Here is an 18461-nt window from a genome sequence, read left to right as displayed (position 1 = left end):
CTTCATAACGTTCTGAATATCCCTTTAAACAAGGGATATTCGTTCATCGCACATAGGCATATGGCGATCAGTGTTGGATGGCGAACGTACTCCATTACGGTCGCGGACTTAATTTAACTGCACGCGGAGCGGCGGTAAGTCCGCGCGGGACCGTTGGGGAGCCTGGAGCGCTGCATGGATAACGCGATACCTTTACACATCGACGCCCACCTGCATGTGCTGCCGACCATCGCGGCCGTGTGCGACGAGGGAACGCCCATACGCTGGCAGAGCGATCTGCTCACAGCGCTACGCTCAAGCGGGCTCTGTTCGGTGGTCATGTGGAACGGCGGAGCGGGTCTGCGGCAAGGCGATGCGAAGGATCCGGACTATGCGTCCGTGCCCTTCGCGGCGATCCTCGATCTCACCGGCTGCGTCGAGATCGACCGGCACCTCGACACGAGCGAAGGCATCTGGCGTCTGTGCGACCCGCACGGCCTGCTGCTCGGCGACGAGCGCGCTGGGGCGCGCGCCACCGAGACCGGCGAAGATACCCGCGTCAACCTCATCGCGCTGAAGGAAACGTCGACGCGGCTCATCGATAGCGCCGCCTTCGCCAAGCCGGGCGCAAGCGCATCGCTGCAGCGCCAGACCGGGCTCGCCACGAACCTGCTGCTCGGCGCGCTGCGCGAAATCGTCGCGTTGGGCGCGCTCGATCCGCGGCCGCGCTGGCAACCGGCCGCGCTGCATGCGTTTCCGTTGGGTGGCCTGCTATCGGGCATGCAGGGACGCTGGCACCGCCTGCGCCGACGCGTCGCCGACATCTTCTTCGCCGGGCAATGGTGATCAGCCTGGCGGTGAGCGATTAGCGCCGTCGGCCGCCGGCAGTCCAACTGCCGGCGGCGCGCGTCGTGCCCGTGCCGGGATCATTCCTGCGAGTGCTGGAACACGCGCTGTGGCTGCGGCGCCGTGTCGTCCGCGACGCGTGCCGTGGCGACTTCCGGAAATGCGTTCTGCCCCACGCCCTTCGCATCCCGCCGATGCGCGCGAACGATATGCTTCGCAACGCGCGGTGCAGCGTATTTCGCGCCGTAGACGAAGCGCATCACCGGACCGAAGCTTTGCGCCGCCGCGGGTCCGATCACGTACAAGCCGTCGACGCTAGATTCGAAGTTCGCGCTCAACACCGGCGAACCGCTCACCGTACGCACCGCGTGCCGGATCGATTCGGCAAGGAAGGCCTGGCGAGCGATATCCACCTTGAAACCGGTCGCGATGATCAGATGTTGAGTGCTGAGACGCGAGCGGCCGCCTGGCCCGTCCATCTGCAGCTGCACGCACTCGCCCTGCACGTTCACTTCGCGCACGACCGTGCCGCACAGCACGTCGATCTTGCCGACTACGCGATCGCGCAGCCACCACGCACCCGACGGTCCCCACGAAGTCTCGACGACGCGCTTGCGGCGCGCTTCGCTGAAACGATGGAAAAGCCACGGGCACTCCGAGTAGATCAACGAGATCCAGCCCGGCCCGAGGCCGGCTTCGGGCTGCCGCAGCTTCGACAGCAGACTGCGTTGCGCGACCGGCCGGTCGTTCCACGTCACGCTGGTCTCGCGCGCAATCACGCGCACGCGCGCGCCGATCTCGTGAAAGAGCGCGGCGAGGCCGAGCGCGGATTGTCCGCCGCCGACGATCGTGACGTCTTTGCCCGTGGACCACGACAGATCGCCGAATATCGCGGAGTGCACGACCTGCGGTTCCGGCAGTCCCTGAAAGACGGGCGGCGTCTGCGCGTAGCCCTTCAAACCCAGCGCCATCACGACGCGCTTCGCATCGAGCGACGTGCCGTCGTCGAGCGTGACGCGATAGCCGCCTTTCACGCGCTGCACGTCGGTCACTTCGGCTTCGCGAACATGCGGCACGAGCCGCGACTGGAACCACAGGCCATACTCCGCGAACGTCTCGAGCGGCAGATGCATACCGACCGCCTGATACGCGATGCCCTTCAGCTCGCAGTAGTCGCGAAACGTGTAGCCGGGCCACGGTGCGAACAGGCTCGACGCGAATGCTTCGGAACGAAGCAGCATGCCGGGCGGCATGAACGAACGCCACGCATGCATCGGGCGGCCGATGATTTCGTGCGGCACGCCGGCGGCGCCGAGATGCGCCGCGAGAGACAGGCCATAGGGGCCTGCGCCGATGATCACAGTGTCCGTTGCTGACATCGTTTCGTATCCTTTTTCGGGACCTCGGGGCCAAGACGACGACACGTGCTACGCCTGTCGAGACTACGATCGCGGGGCACGATTGTCCGTTGCCCTTCGCACATTGATCGCGCCCACCGCGACACGTCGCATCGCAAGCTGCGACGTTATGTCCCACGGCTTTTCACGCAATAGTTAATTCCCGTCAAGGCGCTGTTTCGCCGTCTGTGATCTCCGTACCATGCGAGCGCAAAAATGGAGCATCACATGTTCAAACACACGCGTATCACAATGGGGTGGCAGCAATGAAAAGCCACCTAAGGCGGCGCTCGATATCCGCCACGCTGTTCACCCCGCTGTTCACCATCCTCGCGCCGGTATGCCTGCTGTCCGGCTGCAAACTCGACGTGCTCGACCCGAAGGGACCCGTCGGTCTCGCCGAACGCTCGCTGATCGCCACCTCCACCGGCGTCATGCTGATCGTCGTGATTCCGGTGATCGTGCTGACGCTGCTGTTCGCGTGGCGCTATCGCGCGTCGAACCGCGACGCCGAATACCGCCCCACGTGGTCGCATTCCACCGCGATCGAAATCGCGGTGTGGACGATCCCCGCACTGATCGTCGCGTTTCTCGCCGTGCTCACGTGGAAGAGCACGCACGAGCTCGATCCGTACCGGCCGCTCGAATCGAGCGTGAAGCCGATCGACGTCGAAGTGGTCGCGCTCGACTGGAAGTGGCTCTTCATCTATCCGGACCTCGGCATCGCGTCGGTCAACCAGCTCGCGTTTCCGGTCGGCACGCCGGTGAATTTCCACATCACGTCGGATTCGGTGATGAACTCGTTCTTCATCCCGCAACTGGGCGGGCAGATCTACGCGATGGCCGGCATGCAGACGCGCCTGCATCTGATGGCGAACGAGCCCGGCAACTATGCGGGCGAATCGGCGAACTTCAGCGGACGCGGTTTCTCGGACATGAAGTTCCGCGCGCTCGCCACGTCGCCGGCCGATTTCAGCGCATGGGTCGCGAAGGTGCGCGCATCGTCGGATCGCCTCGACATGGACCGCTACTACGCGGTCGCGAAGCCGAGCGAGAAGGCGCCCGTCACGTACTTCTCATCGGTCGACCCGAAGCTCTTCTACAACATCGTCGCGCGCTACAACAACGGCCACGTTCTCGACAACGCGAAAGACGCGAACTGCGGAACGAAGGGGTAAGCCATGTTCGGAAAATTGACTCTATCGGCCATTCCGTATCACGAGCCGATCATCATGTTCGCCGGCGCGCTGATGACGCTTGGCGTGATCGGGGTGCTAGGCACCGTCACCTATCTCGGCAAGTGGCGCTATCTGTGGGACGAATGGCTCACGTCGGTGGACCATAAGCGGCTCGGCGTGATGTATATCGTCGTCGCGATGATCATGCTGCTGCGCGGCTTCACCGACGCGATCATGATGCGCACCCAGCTCGCGCTCGCTTACCACTCGCCGGGCTATCTGCCGCCGCATCACTACGACCAGATCTTCACCGCGCACGGCGTCATCATGATTTTCTTCATGGCGATGGCGTTCATGGTCGGCCTGATGAACCTGATCGTGCCGCTGCAGATCGGCGCGCGCGACGTCGCGTACCCGTTCATCAATTCGCTGAGCTTCTGGCTCACCGCGATCAGCGCGATCCTGATCAACGTGTCGCTCGTGGTCGGCGAATTCGCGCAGACCGGCTGGCTTGCGTATCCGCCGCTGTCGGAACTGCACTTCAGCCCGGGCGTGGGCGTCGATTACTACATCTGGAGCCTGCAGCTCTCGGGAATCGGCACGCTCCTGACCGGCATCAACTTCTTCGTGACGATCATCCGGATGCGCGCGCCCGGCATGTCGCTGATGAAGATGCCAGTGTTCACGTGGACCGCCCTCTGCACCAACGTGCTGATCATGGCGTCGTTCCCGATCCTGACGGTGACGCTCGCGCTGCTCGGTCTCGACCGCTACCTCGGCATGCACTTCTTCACGAACGATGCCGGCGGCAACGCGATGCTGTACCTGAACCTGATCTGGGCATGGGGCCACCCCGAGGTGTACATCCTGATCCTGCCCGCGTTCGGCATCTTCTCCGAAGTGATTTCGACGTACGCGAAGAAGCCGCTGTTCGGTTACAGGACGATGGTCTACGCGACCTGTGCGATCACGGTGCTGTCGTTCCTCGTGTGGCTGCACCACTTCTTCACGATGGGTTCGGGCGCGGACGTCAACGCGTTCTTCGGCATCGCGACGATGATCATCGCGGTACCGACCGGCGTGAAGGTGTTCAACTGGCTGTTCACGATGTACAAAGGGCGCATCGAATTCACGACGCCCGTGCTGTGGACGATCGGCTTCATGGTCACGTTCACGATCGGCGGCATGACGGGCGTGATGATGGCGATTCCGGGCGCGGACTTCGTGCTGCACAACAGCCTGTTCCTGATCGCGCACTTCCACAACGTGATCATCGGCGGCGTGCTGTTCGGCTATCTCGCGGGGATGAACTACTGGTTCCCGAAAGCGTTCGGTTTCAAGCTCAACGAGAAGCTCGGCAAGGCCGCGTTCTGGTTCTGGCAAATCGGCTTCTACGTCGCGTTCATGCCGCTCTACGTGCTCGGCTTCATGGGCATGACGCGGCGCCTGAACCACTACGACAATCCCGCATGGCACCCGTGGCTGCTGCTCGCCGAAGTGGGCGCCGTAATGATCGCGATCGGCATTGCGTGCCAGCTGCTGCAGCTCGCGGTCAGCATCCGCGACCGCAATCTGCCGGGCAACCGCGACCTCACCGGCGACCCGTGGAATGGCCGCACGCTCGAATGGGCGACGAGCTCGCCGCCCGCGATCTACAACTTCGCGACGATTCCCGTGGTACGCACGCTCGACGCCTTCGCCGACATGAAAGCGCGCGCGAAGATCGAGCCGCCCGAGCCGCTCTATCGCGACATCCATATGCCGTGCAACACGAGTGCCGGCCTGTGGGTGGGCGTGTTCTGCCTCGTGCTCGGCTTCGCGGCGGTGTGGCACATCTGGTGGCTCGCGATCCTCGGCTTCGTCGGCGCGGTGGGCACCATCATCCTGCGCAGCTTCGATGACGACACCGGCTACTTCATTCCCGCCGACTCGGTCCAGCTGACCGAGGAACGCGACAGCAGCGGCGTGGGCAAACTGATTCCAGCGGAGATCGACTGATGCTGCAAAAAGCGATTCTGGCCGAACCGCATCTCGACGCGGACCATGCTCCGTCGCACTCGGTGTTCGGCTTCTGGCTCTATCTGATGACCGACTGCGTGGTGTTCGCCGCGCTATTCGCGGTGTTCGCGGTGGTGAACAACCAGTTCGCGGGCGGCCCGACCGGCCGAGATCTGTTCGAGATTCCCGGCGTTGCGCTCGAAACCGCGGTGCTGCTACTCAGCAGCATCACCTACGGCTTCGCGATGCTCGGCGCGCACAAGGGCAGCAAGCGCGCGCTGCTCGGCTGGCTCGCGGTCACGTTCCTGCTCGGCGTCGGGTTTCTCACGCTGGAAATGCGCGAGTTCTCGCACCTGATCGCGGAAGGCGCGGGCCCGGGGCGCAGCGCGTTCCTGTCGTCGTTCTTCACGCTCGTCGGCACGCACGGCCTGCACGTCACCGTCGGCCTCGTGTGGATGATCGTGCTCGCGGTTCAGGCAATCCGCGCGCCGGAGCTCGGCGAACGCGAACTGCGCCGCCTCACGTGTCTGAGCCTCTTCTGGCACTTCCTCGACATCGTGTGGATCGGTGTCTTCACCTTTGTCTATCTCGCGAGCGTGATCTAGATGAGCCACTCCCCTCTTTCTCATGCCGCTCACGCAGGTCACTCAGGTCACGCTGCTCATGCCGATGAAAGCCACGGTAGTTTCGGCGGCTACGTCACGGGGTTCGTGCTGTCGGTGATTCTCACGGCGCTCGCGTTCGGCGCGGTGCTGAGCGGCGCGCTGCATGGGCACGACGCGCTCTATGCGATCGCGGGTCTCGCGCTCGTGCAGATCGTCGTGCACCTCGTGTGCTTCCTGCACATGAACACGTCGTCAGGGCAGCGCTGGAACGTGATGGCGTTCGGCTTCACCGTGCTGATCGCGGTGATCGTGATTGGCGGGTCGTTGTGGATCATGCATAACGTCAGCATGAACATGATGTCGCGCTAACGTTGACGCCGATGTGCCGGAACCCGCGTTGAGCCGCTAGTCGCGGCCTGTAACGAGACAACGCGACATGGTCGCGTCGCCCTGGCTCGACGCGCCGGCGTTGCCGAAGCCCTGATCGAGCGCGCGGTGACGCACCTGGTCCGCGCGCTGCGCGCAGGTGAGCGTGCTCGCGTCGCGCGTCTGCGCATGCAGGATCGCGCGGTCGGCAATGAGCCACGTCAACAGCGCAAGCACGGCAATGTGGAAGGCTTTTCTGATCGTCATCGGGTGTCTCCTCGCGATTTAAGCGTAGCCCGAATTCCGTGCCGCCAGAGCCAGGGCAATCACCGGCAGCCAGCGCGCCGCATCGGCGTTCCATGCACATACAGCGCCGTTTCATTGTGCGGTCGCACATTACCCAACAATCCTTACAGAACGACGGTTTGACGGACTAATGCCGCAATGAACCATTCCTGTTTGCGGCGCTGCATCAAGAATTATTTTCGGTTATCCTCGTAAACCCTGATCGCTGGAACGGCGCCGGTCCGCGATCAGTGCGCGCGGTCCAGCCCTCGCGCATCGAAGTCCCAGCAGTGACCCGCCAGGCGCACATCCTCCGTGTTTCGCGATCATCGGGACCGCTTCGTCCCTGAGCGTCGCTGTGCGCTCGTTCTGTCCGTTTCATCAGAGAGCCCATGCAATCATCCTCTGTTCTCGACCTGCTGATCTGGGTCCCCATCGCGGCAGGTATCGTCGTGCTGTGCGCCGGCTCGGACCGCGCCCCGCAACGCACTCGCTGGCTCGCGCTCGCCGGCGCGATCGCGGGCCTGTTGCCCGTGGTTCCGCTGCTCGCGCAGTTCGATCGCGCGCTCGGCACGCTGCAATTCGCGCAGCAACTGCCGTGGCTGCCCGCGTTCGGCGTGTCGTATCACCTCGGCATCGACGGCATCTCGCTCTGGTTCACGGTGCTGACGGCCATCACCACGCTCGTCGTCGTGCTCGCTTCGTGGGAAGCGGTCACCGTGCGGTTGCCGCAGTACTTCGGCGCATTCCTGCTGCTGTCGGGCTGCATGCAGGGCGTGTTCGCGTCGCTCGACGGCATGCTGTTCTTCGTGTTCTTCGAAGCCGCGCTGATCCCGCTGTATCTGCTGATCGGCATGTGGGGCCAGGAGCGCCGCGTGTATGCGGCCGTGCGGTTCTTCTTCTTTTCGTTCGCCGGTTCGCTCGCCATGCTGGGCGCGCTGATCTATCTGTACGCGCAGTCGCACACGTTCGAGATCGCCGCGTGGCGTGAGCTGAAACTCGGCTTCGTGCCGCAGTTGCTGGTGTTCCTGTGCTTCGTCGCGGCGTTTTCAGTAAAGGTGCCAATGTGGCCGGTCCATACGTGGCTGCCCGACGTGCATGAGGAAGGCCCGACGGGCGCCGCGGTGCTGCTCGGCATGCTGAAGATGGGCGGCTACGGTCTGCTGCGTTTCGTGCTGCCGGTCGTGCCGGATGCCTGCCACTTCTTCGCGCCGGCCATGATCACGCTGGCGCTCGTCGCGGTGATCTACGGCAGTCTGCTCGCGCTCGTGCAGACCGACATGCGCCGCATGCTCGCGTATTCCGCAGTCGCGCACATGGGCCTCGTCACGCTCGGCCTCTTCACGTTCAACCGCATGGGCACCGAAGGCGCCGTCACGCAGATGCTGTCGTACGGCATCGTCTCCGGCGCGACGCTGCTGTGCACGGGCATGCTGTTCGAGCGCACGGGCAGCGGTTCGATCGATGCATATGGCGGTGTCGCCAGCTCGATGCCGAAGCTCGCCACATTCGCGATGCTGTTTTCGATGGCGAATCTCGGTCTGCCCGGCACGTCGGGTTTCGTCGGCGAATTTCTCGTGCTGATGGGCACGATCCAGTTCAACTTCTGGATCGGCGCGGTGGCGGCACTGACGCTGATTCTCAGCGCGTCGTACACGCTGTGGATGTACAAGCGCGTGATGCTCGGCGCAATCCGCCATGCGCGCATCGCGAACCTCTCCGACCTGTGCCGCCGCGAGTTCGTGCTGCTCGGCGCGATGGCCGTGCTGGTGCTCGCGATCGGCGTCGATCCGAAGCCGTTCACGGATGCGATCGGGCCGTCCGCGGCGGACCTGCTCGCGCAAAGCCAGGGCACGTCGTTGCCCGCGGACGATCAGTCGCCCGCGGACAGCCGGCTGCGCCCTCCGTGGTGGGTAACCGGCACGGTTGAGCGGAGCCGCTTGAATGCCAACCGCGGCCAGGTCACGACCAACCGCGACTGACCCCGCGCGATGCCCCGCTGCGCAACGCATCGCGCGATTAGTCCAGTTCAGGGAACAGTGAATTCGGGTTTCGAGGGTTTACCCTCGGGACATCGCTCCTTATTCTGACAACAACCGCTGCAGACATCCGCTGTCGCAGCGTTCCCAGAAATGAACATTGGAGGTATCGATCATGAAGTCGCTCATCAAGGCTGTTGCTATCGCTGCTGTGCTGGCCGTTCCCGCTGTGTCGTTCGCGCAATCGAACCAGCCGCTCACGCGTGCTGAAGTGCGCGCGCAACTGGTTCAAATCGAACAGGCTGGCTACCGTCCGGCGAATGGCCGCGACCCGTACTACCCGGCCGACATTCAGGCTGCCGAAGCCCGCGTCGCCGCACAGAACGGCGCAGCGGTCGAGAAGACCGGTTACGGCGCGCCCGCAACGGGTTCGACAGAATCGGGTTCGGGCAATGCATTCGCGCACGGTCATCAAGACTCGCGCTCGCCGTTCTTCACGGGTCATTGATCCGCGTATGACTCACATCGCGCAGCATCCAGCTGCGTGAAGAGCTGCATGAAGGCACACACGGCCCGTCATCGATTTAATTCGATGGCGGGCCGTTTGCATTGGCGCAGCCCGCGTCCATCAGCTCGATAAAAATCTGTTCATTTACGGGCCGCCAAAGCGATAGTGCGCGCTCTCTAAGCTTCTCGTCATCGCATTCGGTCGATGTCCGACCCGCCTACGAGGAGCCACATGATGAAGCCGCTATTGTTCCGCCTGTTTCGCTGCACCGTTCTGTTCGCGCTTGCCGGATTCGCGCTATCCGGCTGCGCATCGCTGCATCCAAGCGCTAACGGACCCGGCGACTGCATGGGTCCGCCGGACTTCTGCGTGCCGTACTTCGGCTCATAGCCGCCAAGATCACGCCGGCCGCTTCGCGCATCAATGCGTGCTTAGCTGGTAGCCGAAGCGGCTGATCGTATCGACCTTGCAATGAAAGCCATGCGTGGCGAGCTTGCGCCGCAAGCGCGAGACAGCGAGATTCACGCTCGATGGGTCGACGTCGTCGCGCTCCGGCCACGCATAGCGAATCAACGTGTCGCGAGCGACCGGCGTGTTCGCGTGCCGCAGCAGACACTCCAGCAGCAGGAACTCGCGCTTCGTCATCGGGACTCGTGTGTTCCCTTGCACGAGCTCCCGCGTCAATGCATCGAGCGCGAGTTCGGCAGGCATCTCCGCATTCGCCGCACGCGGGTTCGACGCGCGATGCAATGCAAGCATCCGCTCGAGCATCTCGAGAAAAGAATACGGCTGCACGAAGCACGCGTCGGCGCCCAGCCGCAGCATGCGGACTCTGTCTTCCGCCTTCACACCCGATAGCGCGAGCACGATGGCCGGCGCGCCGGAAAGCGCCGCGAACGAAGGCAGCATGCCGGCGAGCGCGTCGAGCTGCGCGGCGCCGGCTCCCGACATCACGACCGCATCGAACGGCTCCTGCGCCGACAGATAGAGTGCATAGCGAACGTCGTCCACTGCCGTTACGCTGTTCGCGCTCTCGCGGAACGCCTTGCTCAGATAACCTCTTTCCGCGTCCGATGACGCCACCAGCAGTATTTTCACGTGAGTCGGCCCGCTCGCTGCGAATGGCGCGGCCCAGCGGCGCCTGGTCAGAACTCGCGATACTGGCACACGCAATGTGTAAAAGCCGACATCCTAAGATGAGCAACTTGTCACGTTGAGCGGACGCATCGGTCGATTCCGTTCGGTTACCGAAATGGTTGCTAACGCACAACGTACGCGCCCGATCGAAGCGATCGTTCTTTAGCGACGCGGAATAGCGAACGAACACTTCTTCCGCTAAACGAAATGAAAAAATTTTATATTGACGACAGCTTTTTCATGATTGAAAGCCGTTGCAATGTCGCGCTCTCAACCCTTTGATTTTTATAGATAGCAATGTTTTCCATCGGCTTTCTTGCGGGATGGAAGACGATCTATCTCAGCCCTCGAAATAAATCAATGAACCCGGCATCGGGATTTATTCCAGGTCTTTGTGAGAGCGGCCGATCGAAATTCCGATCCCTATAATCCGCTCTGAAACGGCCAACCATCAGGCCGATTCGATCCTGCGTCATCCGGACCATCCATCTCAATTCAATCAGGAGACCGTAGTGAAGAAAACCATCCTGGCCACGCTGCTGGCCGCACTTGCCGGTGTAGCCCAGGCGCAAAGCAGCGTGACGCTGTACGGACGCATCGACAACGGCATCCAGTACGAATCCGGCTTGCCAAAAGGTTCGCAGGTCAGCGCCGAAAGCGGCGACTGGGGCGAAAGCGAGTTCGGTGTGAAAGGCTCGGAAGATCTGGGCAGCGGCACCAAGGCGATCTTCCAGCTGGAAATGGGACTGAACACGCAGAACGGCTCGTACGGCAACGGTTCACTGTTCGGTCGCGCCGCAACGGTCGGGCTGACGAACCAGAACTTCGGTACGTTCAAGATGGGTAACCTCGGCGCCGGCGAAATCCAGCAGGACAGCTGGGACGTCGACCCGCAGGTGATGCAGGCCTACGCGATCTCGACGCTGGTGCGCGGCCGCAACTGGTCGCAAACGGGTAACGGCCTCGAGTACACGACGGCGTCGTTCGGCGGCCTCACGCTGAAAGGCCAGTACGATCTGACCAACGCGCACACATGGAACGCCGGCGACCCGGGCAGCGCACCGGGCCAGCTGGGCAGCGCGACCGGTCTTGGCAGCGCGCAGGGTCGCTCGGATGGTCTGAAGGCGCAGTACAACGCATCGAACTTCGAGCTGCAGGCGATCTACGACGAAATCCGCGATCCGAACGGCCAGTTCAGCAACGTGTACCTTGCGTCACGTTCAATCATGACTGGCGGCAACATCACGTTCGGCCCGATCAAGGTCTATGCGGGCTATCAGCATCTGAGCGCGCCGGATGCCTCGGATGCGGGCTATTTCGGCACCGCGATGCCGACCACGCTGCCGGGCGGCGCATCGCTGCCGACCGCGGTCGACCACGAATGGCTCGGCGCCGCGTGGCAGGTCACGCCGGTCACGTCGCTCACCGCCGCCGTCTATCACGCGAATGCGAACAACGGCAACGGCAACGCGACGATGTACACGCTCGCGGGCACCTACAACCTGTCGCGCCGCACCTTCCTGTACTCGGAACTCGGCTACGTGCACAACAGCTCGACGTCGAACATCGGGCTTGGCAACGGCTATAGCGACCCGTACGGCGCGAACGCGAACAACGACCCGGTCAACGGCGGCGACAACACGAATCCGAACTACGGGAAAGGACAGTTCGGTGCGTTCGCCGGCATCATGACGCAGTTTTGAGCGCGACGCATCCGCATCTCCGAAAGAATTCCATCTGTCATCCTATGGAATACTGAGTTTCAGTCTGAACGCTATCGCAGATCGGAAACACGATCTAATCTGAACCCGCGTTCACTCATACCCGTGGGTGGACGTGCTTCATACCTCTGTCACCCCAACGTCTCGCCGTTGGGGTCTTTTTCGCACGGCATCCGGGCGTGCAGTCCCTCGTCACCCCATAAAACCAACCTATCCACATCGCGGGCGAATCCTCCGTCGCATCCCAAGGCAATACAGACGTACCACCGCGCATTGACCGATCGAGCGCTAAATAGTCTTACACGCCTCAATAAGACGTGTACCTCGAAAATCGCAATTTGATCAGGAGTCTCAATATGTCAATCAGTCAAATCTCAGGTGGTGGCGGTCCTGAAGCAATCGGATCGCACGACCATACGGACGGTGGCACCGCGCCGGCCGACGGTGGCAACAATCTGACGCAACAACGCCAGGACCTCGGGGAGAAAACCGCGGCGGACGTGAAGAACATGCTATTGCACCCGAACGATCCGGCCGCCAAGGCGGCCTATCAGCAAGACATGAAACAGATGGGGACGCTCGGTCAGATCCAGGCTCGACAGCAACAGCAGATTCTGCAGAACAAGGCCACCGGAAGCGCGACGAACTGACGGCCGCATGGGCCCGGCGGCACGTTGGGGCGACGTGTCCATTTCCAGCATCCTCCGCATCGTACGTCGGGCCCTGGACGTTTCCATTCAACCTTCCCAGCCAGCGCCGCGCGTCAGACTGTCCGCGCATCGCGCCCTTGCGGCCGCGGGGGCTATCGCCGCCCTTTAAGTCGCGTTTAAGCAAGCCGTTCTAAGGTGATGGCATCGGCGACGTGTCCGGCTCCGGCCGGCCATGCGCCCCCTGCGAAAGGGCCTTGCCATGCAACTCAACGTATCTGCCGGCTACGACGGCGCCATCCGGCACATGACCGCGCTGACCCACGACGCCGCGTTCGCCGACGACGAGATCGACACGCTCGAACGTTTCATCCGCGCGCACCAGCGGCGCGTTGCGCAGCTCGCGCGTGCGGGGCTCGAAGAACCCGGCGAGTACGACGCGCTGTCCATCGCCGAAGGGCGCCTGCAACGCTGGCATCTGTTTCGCGCGCGCCTGACGTCCGAGATCAGCGCCGCACGCTCCGACTGACTCTCCTCCCGCGCAACGAACCCCACGCGCTGTGTGCGGCAACGCACACGGGATGCGCTGTGGCGCACGGAACGGCGGTTGACGATCGGGTAGTCTGTTCTGACGCACGAGCGCAGAACAACACCACGAAACGATCGCCATGCAGCCCGGCAGCCACCTCCCGCAGCAAATCGACGCCGACGCGAGACGCCTCGCGTGGCGACGTTCGTCGTTACGCTCGCGCCGTGCGATGGTCGGCGTGCTGTGCACGGTGGCGCTCACGGCCGGTATCGTGGGCAGCAATCTCTACAACCGGCTGCAGGGTGTCGACATCAACGATCGCGCCGCGCCGCTGGCCGAATTGCCGCCGCTCTCCGGCAACCCGTCTAACCGCACTGCGCCCGTGCATCCCGCCGACGTATCCACGATAGCGATCAACACACCGTCGCCGCCTGTGGGCCCGACTCCCGTCCTCAAGACTGCGCCTTCGCTGCCTGTTACGCCTGTCGCGCCGGTTGCATCCGTCGCAATCGTCTTGCCGCCGAACGGCCCGCATGTGGCCTCCGGTGTCGTGCTGGCGTCCGAGACAACGCCTGGGGTCGTCGTATCGCCTGCCATCGCCATGTCGCCCGCGACTGCGACTGCAACTGCGCCCGCGACCGCCGCGAACGTAGCCACGCCGAACAGCGCCGCGGACGCCATCGCGCGCAAGCGCATCGCCAACGCACCTCGGCTGCGGCTCGACTCGACGCTGCACGACCTCGACTGGCTGCGCGACGGCGCACCGCAGTCCACGCCTACCGCGCAACGCTGATCCCACCCCATCCGCGCACTCACAAAACGACGCAAAAAAACCGGAACTTCCGCAAATTGCGACGTGTCGACCGACCTCGCGGCCTATGTCAGGCCATCACGAACCGCGAGGAGGAGTTTCGATGCAGCAAAGACGCATTGCCGCGCTCGACGCAGGTCGCGCGCTCGCGATCGTCGGTGTCGTTGCCGTACACCTGTCGTTCCAGTTCCCCAACCTGCCGGACGCCGTCACGCTGATTGCGCGAATGGGCCAGTACGGCGTGCAGCTGTTCTTCGTGATCAGCGCGATCACGATCTTCATGACGCTCGAAGCGGATTGCGAGCGCTGCGCCGGCGCAGGCCACGTCGCATTGCGTTTCTATATCAAACGCTTTTTCCGCATTGCGCCGCTGTATTACGCGGCGATCGCGATCTACGGTCTCATCAGCTACGGCGCGAAGCATTCGGGCTACGAGCGCGCGTGGGTGCTCGGCGCGCACGGGCCGATGGACGTCGTGCTGAACGTGCTGTTCCTGCACGCGCTGTCGCCCACCGCGATCAACAACGTGGTGCCCGGCGGCTGGTCGATCGGCGTCGAGATGCTGTTCTACCTGATCGCGCCGGTGCTGTTCTTCATCGCGACGAACCGTACGCGCCTCATCGTCGCGACGGGTCTGCTGCTCGCGCTATCGGTCGCGACGATGTCGGTGGCGGATTGTCACGACACGCTCGACTGCCACGTGCGCAACAACTCGTTCCTGTATTTCTGGCCGCCGGTGCAGGCGCCCTGCTTCATCGTCGGCATGTGGGCGTGGCACGCGTTTCGTCCGCATCTGCTGGGCGCATCGGCGATCACGCGGCGCGGCGCGTGGCTGTACGGCACGATCGCTGCCGTCTTCGCGCTCGGCACGGCGGCGCTCGGCGTCTGGCTCGCAATGGCGCATGCGCTCGCGCCGGTGTGCGCCGCGTGCGGCGCCGTCGCGTTCCTGCTGGTGGTCTGCGCGTATCGCGCACGGCGCACGTCGCAGCAGCCCGAACTGGCGTGGCTGCGGCGCTGCGCGGCCGCGCTCGGCCGCGAGAGCTACGGCATCTACCTGTGGCACTTCATCTGCGTGTACGCGACCTTCCACTTCTTCGACGGCGTATTGAGGCAGACCGACAGCCGGGCCTCGCTCGCGCTGTTCGTCGCGACGATCGTGTCGGTGCTGATGGTGTCGTACGGATTGTCGCGACTGTCGGACCAGCTGATCCAGGGACGCGCGACGCGTCTCTCGCGCGGGCTGCTCGCGCGCGTCGATCGCCGTTTCGCGATCGGGCGGCGCGAGCTCGCGGAACGCCGATAAGGGGTTGAGGTCTAGCGCGGCGCGGCGCCCCACAACGCCGCGATCACTTCCTGCGGCCACGCGTCGACGTCGAGCCCGTGATGGCGAAACAGGCCGAGCGCGATGCGCTCGAGCCCGAAGCCGACGCAACCGGTATGCGCGACCTCGCCCGAGGGGGTGACGATCTTCCACAGCGCGCCGAAGCGGTCCTGGTGATAGTTGAAGCTGGCGCAGGCGGTCGGCTTTTCCGGCGAGATGCCGGGCACGAGCAACTCATACTTGAGCTCCTGGCGCCGCTGGATGTCGATCATGATCTTGCCGGCGCGGCCGAAGAACGGATCGTTCGCGACCTCGACGGAAGCGGGCAGCTGCAGCGCGCGCATCGTCGCCGTCCCGAACTCGACAAGCTGCGCGCGGAACTCGAGCACCTGCGACGGCGTGCCCATCCGCACGAATTCGCGTTGACGGAACATCTGCATCCGCGCCGGATCGATCGACGGCTCGTGACGGAAGCAGTACGACATCAGATCGACCGTGCGGCCTTCGGTCGGCAACGGCCCGCGCGCGGCCATCACCGGATAGACGGGATAGCAGGCCGCGGGCGTCATCGACAGCCGCGTCGGATTCACGTCCTCGGTCCAGTCTTCCTGTTTGTCGAGGCACTTGAGCAGCCGCTGATGGCTGCGGTCGTCGCCGCAGAAGCTGAACACGGTGCCGATCTGGTCCGGACAGTTCGCCCAGTAGCCGCTCTCCTCGAGCACCTTGCGGCTCATCGCCGGCGGAAAGCGCATCGCTTCGGTCTGCCGGCCATCCGCCCACCTGCCCACCATCGCGTCGATGTGCTCGACCACGTCCTCGAACACCGCGTTGCGGCCGTACAGACCGTCGACGCCGGTCGGCACCAGCAGCCCCTTGCCGATCAGCGCATCGAGAAAACCAGGCAGCGCGGCGGGCGCGCCCGACTTCGCAGGCGAGTCGCCGTCGTGCGTGCGGCCTTCCGCGGCGCTCAGCGTGACATCGCTAAACATGGCGGCTACCCCACAGCGTGTTGCGCGTAATTGCGGGCCACTTCGCGGGGTTGAAACCATGCAGGCGGAACAGGCTCAGCGCGATGCGTTCGAGACCGAAACCGCAGCAGCCCGTATGCGCGATCTCGCCGTTGTCGAGGCAGATCTGCCACAGGCTGCTGAAGCGGTCGCGATGGTAGTTGAAGCTGCCGACGGCAGTCGGCTTGTTCGGGTTGATGCCCGGCACCAGCATCTCGAACTTCAGATGCTGCTGACGCTGGCTATCGGCGAGGATCTTGCCGCCGCGGCCGAAGAACGGGTCGTTGGCGGACGCAATCGTGCCCGGCAGCGCGAGGCCACGCATCATCCGCTTCGCGTGTTCCATCCAGTCGTCGCGGAATGCCTGCACCTGCGCGGGCGTGCCCATGCGCACAAACTCGCGCTGGCGGAACATGATCATCCGCTCGGCTTCCTTCGAGGGTTCGTGACGGCAGCAGTACGAGAAGATGTCGACGAGCTTGCCGTCCTTCGGCAGATGGCCGCGCGCGGCCATCACCGGGTAGACCGGATAGCACGCGACGGGCGTCATCACGAGGCGGGTCGGGTGCACGTCGTCGGTCCACTCGTCGCCCTTGTCGAGCGCTTTCAGGAGCCGCTGATGGCTGCGGTCGTCGCCGCAGAAGCTGAACACGCTGCCGAGTTGGGTCGGGAAGTTGGCCCAGTAGCCGCTCTCCTCGATCACCTGGCGGCTCATGGCCGGCGGAAAGCGCAGCACTTCGACGGGCTTGTCGGCGCCCCATGCGCCGATCAGGTCGCTGATGCGCTCGACGACGTCCTCGAACGTCGCGCTGCGGCCGTACAGGCCGTCGACGCCGGTCGAAATCAGCAGACCGGCATCGATCACCTGCTGCAGGAAGGTGGGACTGTCGATCTCGTCGTCTTCGATATCCGCCCTCTCCTCGGCATCGACGACGTCGTTCGCCAGATAGTCTTCGCTATGCACGCTCATGGTGATGTCCCAATGAAGTTACTGCCAACCGCAATAGAGTTGTCGAACCACACCCGGCTCGCGCGGCGGTCACGACGGAGCGTACGGGTCCTCCCGCCGGGGCAGTCGTTGCGTCGCGCCCTCTTCGCGACGCGGCAGCACCGCGACAAAGCAGGCCGCGTCCGCGCGAGCGGAGCGTCGGCATGCTGGGCCGTCGATGGCGCGGCTGGAACGGAAATACCCCCGGCGCAGCCAATATCGATTGTTAAACCGGTGTGCTCTGTACGGAACGCCACTCAGGTGTGGCCCACGGATGTGCTAGGCAGCGGTGGAATCGACGACGAAATCCGCGTTTCGCGCAATCGCGTGGCGCGAAGTCACGGTCGAGGCGCGCTCGACGAACCTCAAAAACGCCAGACAGGTGAAGCGCGGCGGAAGCGGCACGTCATGTCGCAATGTACGCAAGAAGAAGGCCCGCGGACGGGGCCTTCGGAAGGGAAACGTCGAACCGGATCAGAGGCCCGCGCGGTTCGCGGTGAGGATCAGCCGCAGGCCGAGCGTCGCGATCACGCCCGCGGCGAGGCGGTCGACCCACTTCTTCGCGCGCAGGTAGACCTCGCGCGGCGCGCGGCTCGAAAAACACAGCGCGACGAACGTATACCAGCCCGCCTCGACGACGAACACGAGCGGCGGCAGCGCGAAGTAGCACCAGAGCGGCGGATGATGCGGCAGCAGCGCGACGAAGATACTGCCGTACCAGATCGCGGTTTTCGGGTTGCTGAGCTGGGTCGACAGGCCGACCGCGAACGAGCGGCGCGCATTGGCCCCGCCGCGGCCGCCGGTGTCGGTCATGCTGAACGGGCGCGACGCGCCGCGCCAGAACCGCAGCGCGAGCACCAGCAGGTACACGCCGCCGGCAATCTTCAGCGCGATATACAGCCATTCCACCGCAAGCAGCACCGTGTACAGCCCCGCCAGCGCGACGCCGCCGAACACGATGCCGCCGATGCCCATGCCGGCCGCGGTGGCAAGTCCGTCGACGCGCGACAGCCCGACCGCGTTGCGCGCGACCAGCACGAAGCTCGGCCCGGGAATCATTGCGCCCAATAACAGTGCGAAAAGGATGGCGAAAACAGCGGCGCTAGCGGACATACGGGTTCTCCCTGGGTCAATAATGGGCTTGCCGGTATTGCTGTTC

At 64.0% G+C, this 18461-nt stretch carries 19 protein-coding genes; 13 read left to right on the top strand and 6 right to left on the bottom strand.

Translation table 11 applies throughout. The annotated features are described in order from the left end of the window. The first annotated feature begins 174 nt into the window (after positions 1-174). Positions 175-825, top strand: a complete 651-nt coding sequence (locus DVS29_RS09085; RefSeq protein WP_118180109.1) for a hypothetical protein — start codon at positions 175-177, stop codon at positions 823-825. Between the two features lie 80 nt (positions 826-905). Here DVS29_RS09085 and DVS29_RS09080 read toward each other — a convergent pair whose 3' ends face one another. Then, entirely contained in the window at positions 906-2204 is a 1299-nt protein-coding gene (locus DVS29_RS09080) for an NAD(P)-binding domain-containing protein (protein ID WP_118180108.1), read from the bottom strand. Positions 2205-2488: 284 nt separating this feature from the next. Between DVS29_RS09080 and cyoA the strand changes: the two genes are divergently transcribed. The 4 genes from cyoA to cyoD are packed head-to-tail and all read left to right on the top strand — an operon-like array spanning position 2489 to position 6372. Next, positions 2489-3400, top strand: a complete 912-nt coding sequence (gene cyoA, locus DVS29_RS09075) for a ubiquinol oxidase subunit II (protein ID WP_118180107.1) — start codon at positions 2489-2491, stop codon at positions 3398-3400. A 3-nt stretch (positions 3401-3403) separates the two neighbouring features. Next, positions 3404-5398, top strand: a complete 1995-nt coding sequence (cyoB, locus tag DVS29_RS09070) for a cytochrome o ubiquinol oxidase subunit I (RefSeq protein ID WP_118180106.1) — start codon at positions 3404-3406, stop codon at positions 5396-5398. Next, positions 5398-6003 (top strand): cytochrome o ubiquinol oxidase subunit III, encoded by a 606-nt coding sequence (gene cyoC, locus DVS29_RS09065; protein WP_118180105.1) that lies wholly within the window; start codon positions 5398-5400, stop codon positions 6001-6003. Before cyoB ends, cyoC begins: the two co-directional genes overlap by 1 nt. Then, positions 6004-6372: a cytochrome o ubiquinol oxidase subunit IV gene (gene cyoD / locus DVS29_RS09060; RefSeq protein ID WP_118180104.1), complete on the top strand. Its 369-nt coding sequence runs from the start codon at positions 6004-6006 to the stop codon at positions 6370-6372. Positions 6373-6408: 36 nt separating this feature from the next. On the opposite strand, the gene DVS29_RS09055 is transcribed toward cyoD, so the two are convergent. After that, on the bottom strand, positions 6409-6630 hold the full coding sequence (locus tag DVS29_RS09055) for a hypothetical protein (RefSeq protein WP_118180153.1): 222 nt from the start codon (positions 6628-6630) through the stop codon (positions 6409-6411). Positions 6631-7046: 416 nt separating this feature from the next. Between DVS29_RS09055 and DVS29_RS09050 the strand changes: the two genes are divergently transcribed. The 3 genes from DVS29_RS09050 to DVS29_RS37265 all read left to right on the top strand — a co-directional run bounded on the left by DVS29_RS09050 (position 7047) and on the right by DVS29_RS37265 (position 9531). Beyond that, positions 7047-8636 (top strand): complex I subunit 4 family protein, encoded by a 1590-nt coding sequence (locus DVS29_RS09050; protein ID WP_118180103.1) that lies wholly within the window; start codon positions 7047-7049, stop codon positions 8634-8636. Between the two features lie 172 nt (positions 8637-8808). Then, a complete protein-coding gene (locus DVS29_RS09045) occupies positions 8809-9141 on the top strand; it encodes a DUF4148 domain-containing protein (RefSeq protein ID WP_118180102.1) in 333 nt (110 codons plus the stop codon). Positions 9142-9372: 231 nt separating this feature from the next. Further along, the gene (locus DVS29_RS37265) at positions 9373-9531 is read left to right on the top strand and encodes a hypothetical protein (RefSeq protein ID WP_164707863.1); all 159 of its coding nucleotides are present in this window, start codon (positions 9373-9375) and stop codon (positions 9529-9531) included. A gap of 30 nt (positions 9532-9561) precedes the next feature. Here DVS29_RS37265 and DVS29_RS09040 read toward each other — a convergent pair whose 3' ends face one another. Then, positions 9562-10239, bottom strand: coding sequence for a response regulator transcription factor (locus DVS29_RS09040; protein WP_118180101.1), 678 nt, complete (start codon positions 10237-10239; stop codon positions 9562-9564). Between the two features lie 551 nt (positions 10240-10790). On the opposite strand from DVS29_RS09040, the gene DVS29_RS09035 reads away from it, so the two are divergent. The 5 genes from DVS29_RS09035 (at position 10791) to DVS29_RS09015 (ending at position 15289) form a co-directional block, all read left to right on the top strand. Next, on the top strand, positions 10791-11981 hold the full coding sequence (locus DVS29_RS09035; RefSeq protein ID WP_118180100.1) for a porin: 1191 nt from the start codon (positions 10791-10793) through the stop codon (positions 11979-11981). A 374-nt stretch (positions 11982-12355) separates the two neighbouring features. Next, a complete protein-coding gene (locus DVS29_RS09030) occupies positions 12356-12649 on the top strand; it encodes a hypothetical protein (protein WP_118180099.1) in 294 nt (97 codons plus the stop codon). Between the two features lie 259 nt (positions 12650-12908). After that, positions 12909-13175: a hypothetical protein gene (locus DVS29_RS09025; RefSeq protein ID WP_118180098.1), complete on the top strand. Its 267-nt coding sequence runs from the start codon at positions 12909-12911 to the stop codon at positions 13173-13175. Positions 13176-13314: 139 nt separating this feature from the next. Next, positions 13315-13968, top strand: a complete 654-nt coding sequence (locus tag DVS29_RS09020) for a hypothetical protein (protein ID WP_118180097.1) — start codon at positions 13315-13317, stop codon at positions 13966-13968. A 121-nt stretch (positions 13969-14089) separates the two neighbouring features. Beyond that, positions 14090-15289: an acyltransferase family protein gene (locus DVS29_RS09015; protein ID WP_118180096.1), complete on the top strand. Its 1200-nt coding sequence runs from the start codon at positions 14090-14092 to the stop codon at positions 15287-15289. An 11-nt stretch (positions 15290-15300) separates the two neighbouring features. Here the strand turns inward: DVS29_RS09015 and DVS29_RS09010 are convergent, their stop codons facing one another. The 3 genes from DVS29_RS09010 to DVS29_RS09000 form a co-directional block, all read right to left on the bottom strand. After that, a complete protein-coding gene (locus tag DVS29_RS09010; protein WP_118180095.1) occupies positions 15301-16296 on the bottom strand; it encodes an amino acid--[acyl-carrier-protein] ligase in 996 nt (331 codons plus the stop codon). Next, positions 16289-17284, bottom strand: coding sequence for an amino acid--[acyl-carrier-protein] ligase (locus DVS29_RS09005; protein ID WP_118180094.1), 996 nt, complete (start codon positions 17282-17284; stop codon positions 16289-16291). Before DVS29_RS09005 ends, DVS29_RS09010 begins: the two co-directional genes overlap by 8 nt. Positions 17285-17776: 492 nt before the next feature. Beyond that, positions 17777-18415: a LysE family translocator gene (locus tag DVS29_RS09000; protein ID WP_118180093.1), complete on the bottom strand. Its 639-nt coding sequence runs from the start codon at positions 18413-18415 to the stop codon at positions 17777-17779. Between the last annotated feature and the right edge of the window lie 46 nt (positions 18416-18461).

The sequence above is a fragment of the Paraburkholderia phosphatilytica genome, assembly GCF_003443895.1.
Taxonomy (GTDB): domain Bacteria; phylum Pseudomonadota; class Gammaproteobacteria; order Burkholderiales; family Burkholderiaceae; genus Paraburkholderia; species Paraburkholderia phosphatilytica.
This window is presented reverse-complemented; position numbering and strand designations above follow the sequence as displayed.

Coding starts and splice junctions, on each gene's coding strand:
- DVS29_RS09015 (WP_118180096.1), top strand. CDS start 14,090: ATGCAGCAAAGACGCATTGCCGCGCTCGACGCAGGTCGCGCGCTCGCG.
- cyoB (WP_118180106.1), top strand. CDS start 3,404: ATGTTCGGAAAATTGACTCTATCGGCCATTCCGTATCACGAGCCGATC.
- cyoC (WP_118180105.1), top strand. CDS start 5,398: ATGCTGCAAAAAGCGATTCTGGCCGAACCGCATCTCGACGCGGACCAT.
- DVS29_RS09080 (WP_118180108.1), bottom strand. CDS start 2,204: ATGTCAGCAACGGACACTGTGATCATCGGCGCAGGCCCCTATGGCCTG.
- DVS29_RS09005 (WP_118180094.1), bottom strand. CDS start 17,284: ATGAGCGTGCATAGCGAAGACTATCTGGCGAACGACGTCGTCGATGCC.
- DVS29_RS09085 (WP_118180109.1), top strand. CDS start 175: ATGGATAACGCGATACCTTTACACATCGACGCCCACCTGCATGTGCTG.
- cyoD (WP_118180104.1), top strand. CDS start 6,004: ATGAGCCACTCCCCTCTTTCTCATGCCGCTCACGCAGGTCACTCAGGT.
- DVS29_RS09045 (WP_118180102.1), top strand. CDS start 8,809: ATGAAGTCGCTCATCAAGGCTGTTGCTATCGCTGCTGTGCTGGCCGTT.
- DVS29_RS09000 (WP_118180093.1), bottom strand. CDS start 18,415: ATGTCCGCTAGCGCCGCTGTTTTCGCCATCCTTTTCGCACTGTTATTG.
- DVS29_RS09010 (WP_118180095.1), bottom strand. CDS start 16,296: ATGTTTAGCGATGTCACGCTGAGCGCCGCGGAAGGCCGCACGCACGAC.
- DVS29_RS09020 (WP_118180097.1), top strand. CDS start 13,315: ATGCAGCCCGGCAGCCACCTCCCGCAGCAAATCGACGCCGACGCGAGA.
- cyoA (WP_118180107.1), top strand. CDS start 2,489: ATGAAAAGCCACCTAAGGCGGCGCTCGATATCCGCCACGCTGTTCACC.
- DVS29_RS09030 (WP_118180099.1), top strand. CDS start 12,356: ATGTCAATCAGTCAAATCTCAGGTGGTGGCGGTCCTGAAGCAATCGGA.
- DVS29_RS09050 (WP_118180103.1), top strand. CDS start 7,047: ATGCAATCATCCTCTGTTCTCGACCTGCTGATCTGGGTCCCCATCGCG.
- DVS29_RS09025 (WP_118180098.1), top strand. CDS start 12,909: ATGCAACTCAACGTATCTGCCGGCTACGACGGCGCCATCCGGCACATG.
- DVS29_RS37265 (WP_164707863.1), top strand. CDS start 9,373: ATGATGAAGCCGCTATTGTTCCGCCTGTTTCGCTGCACCGTTCTGTTC.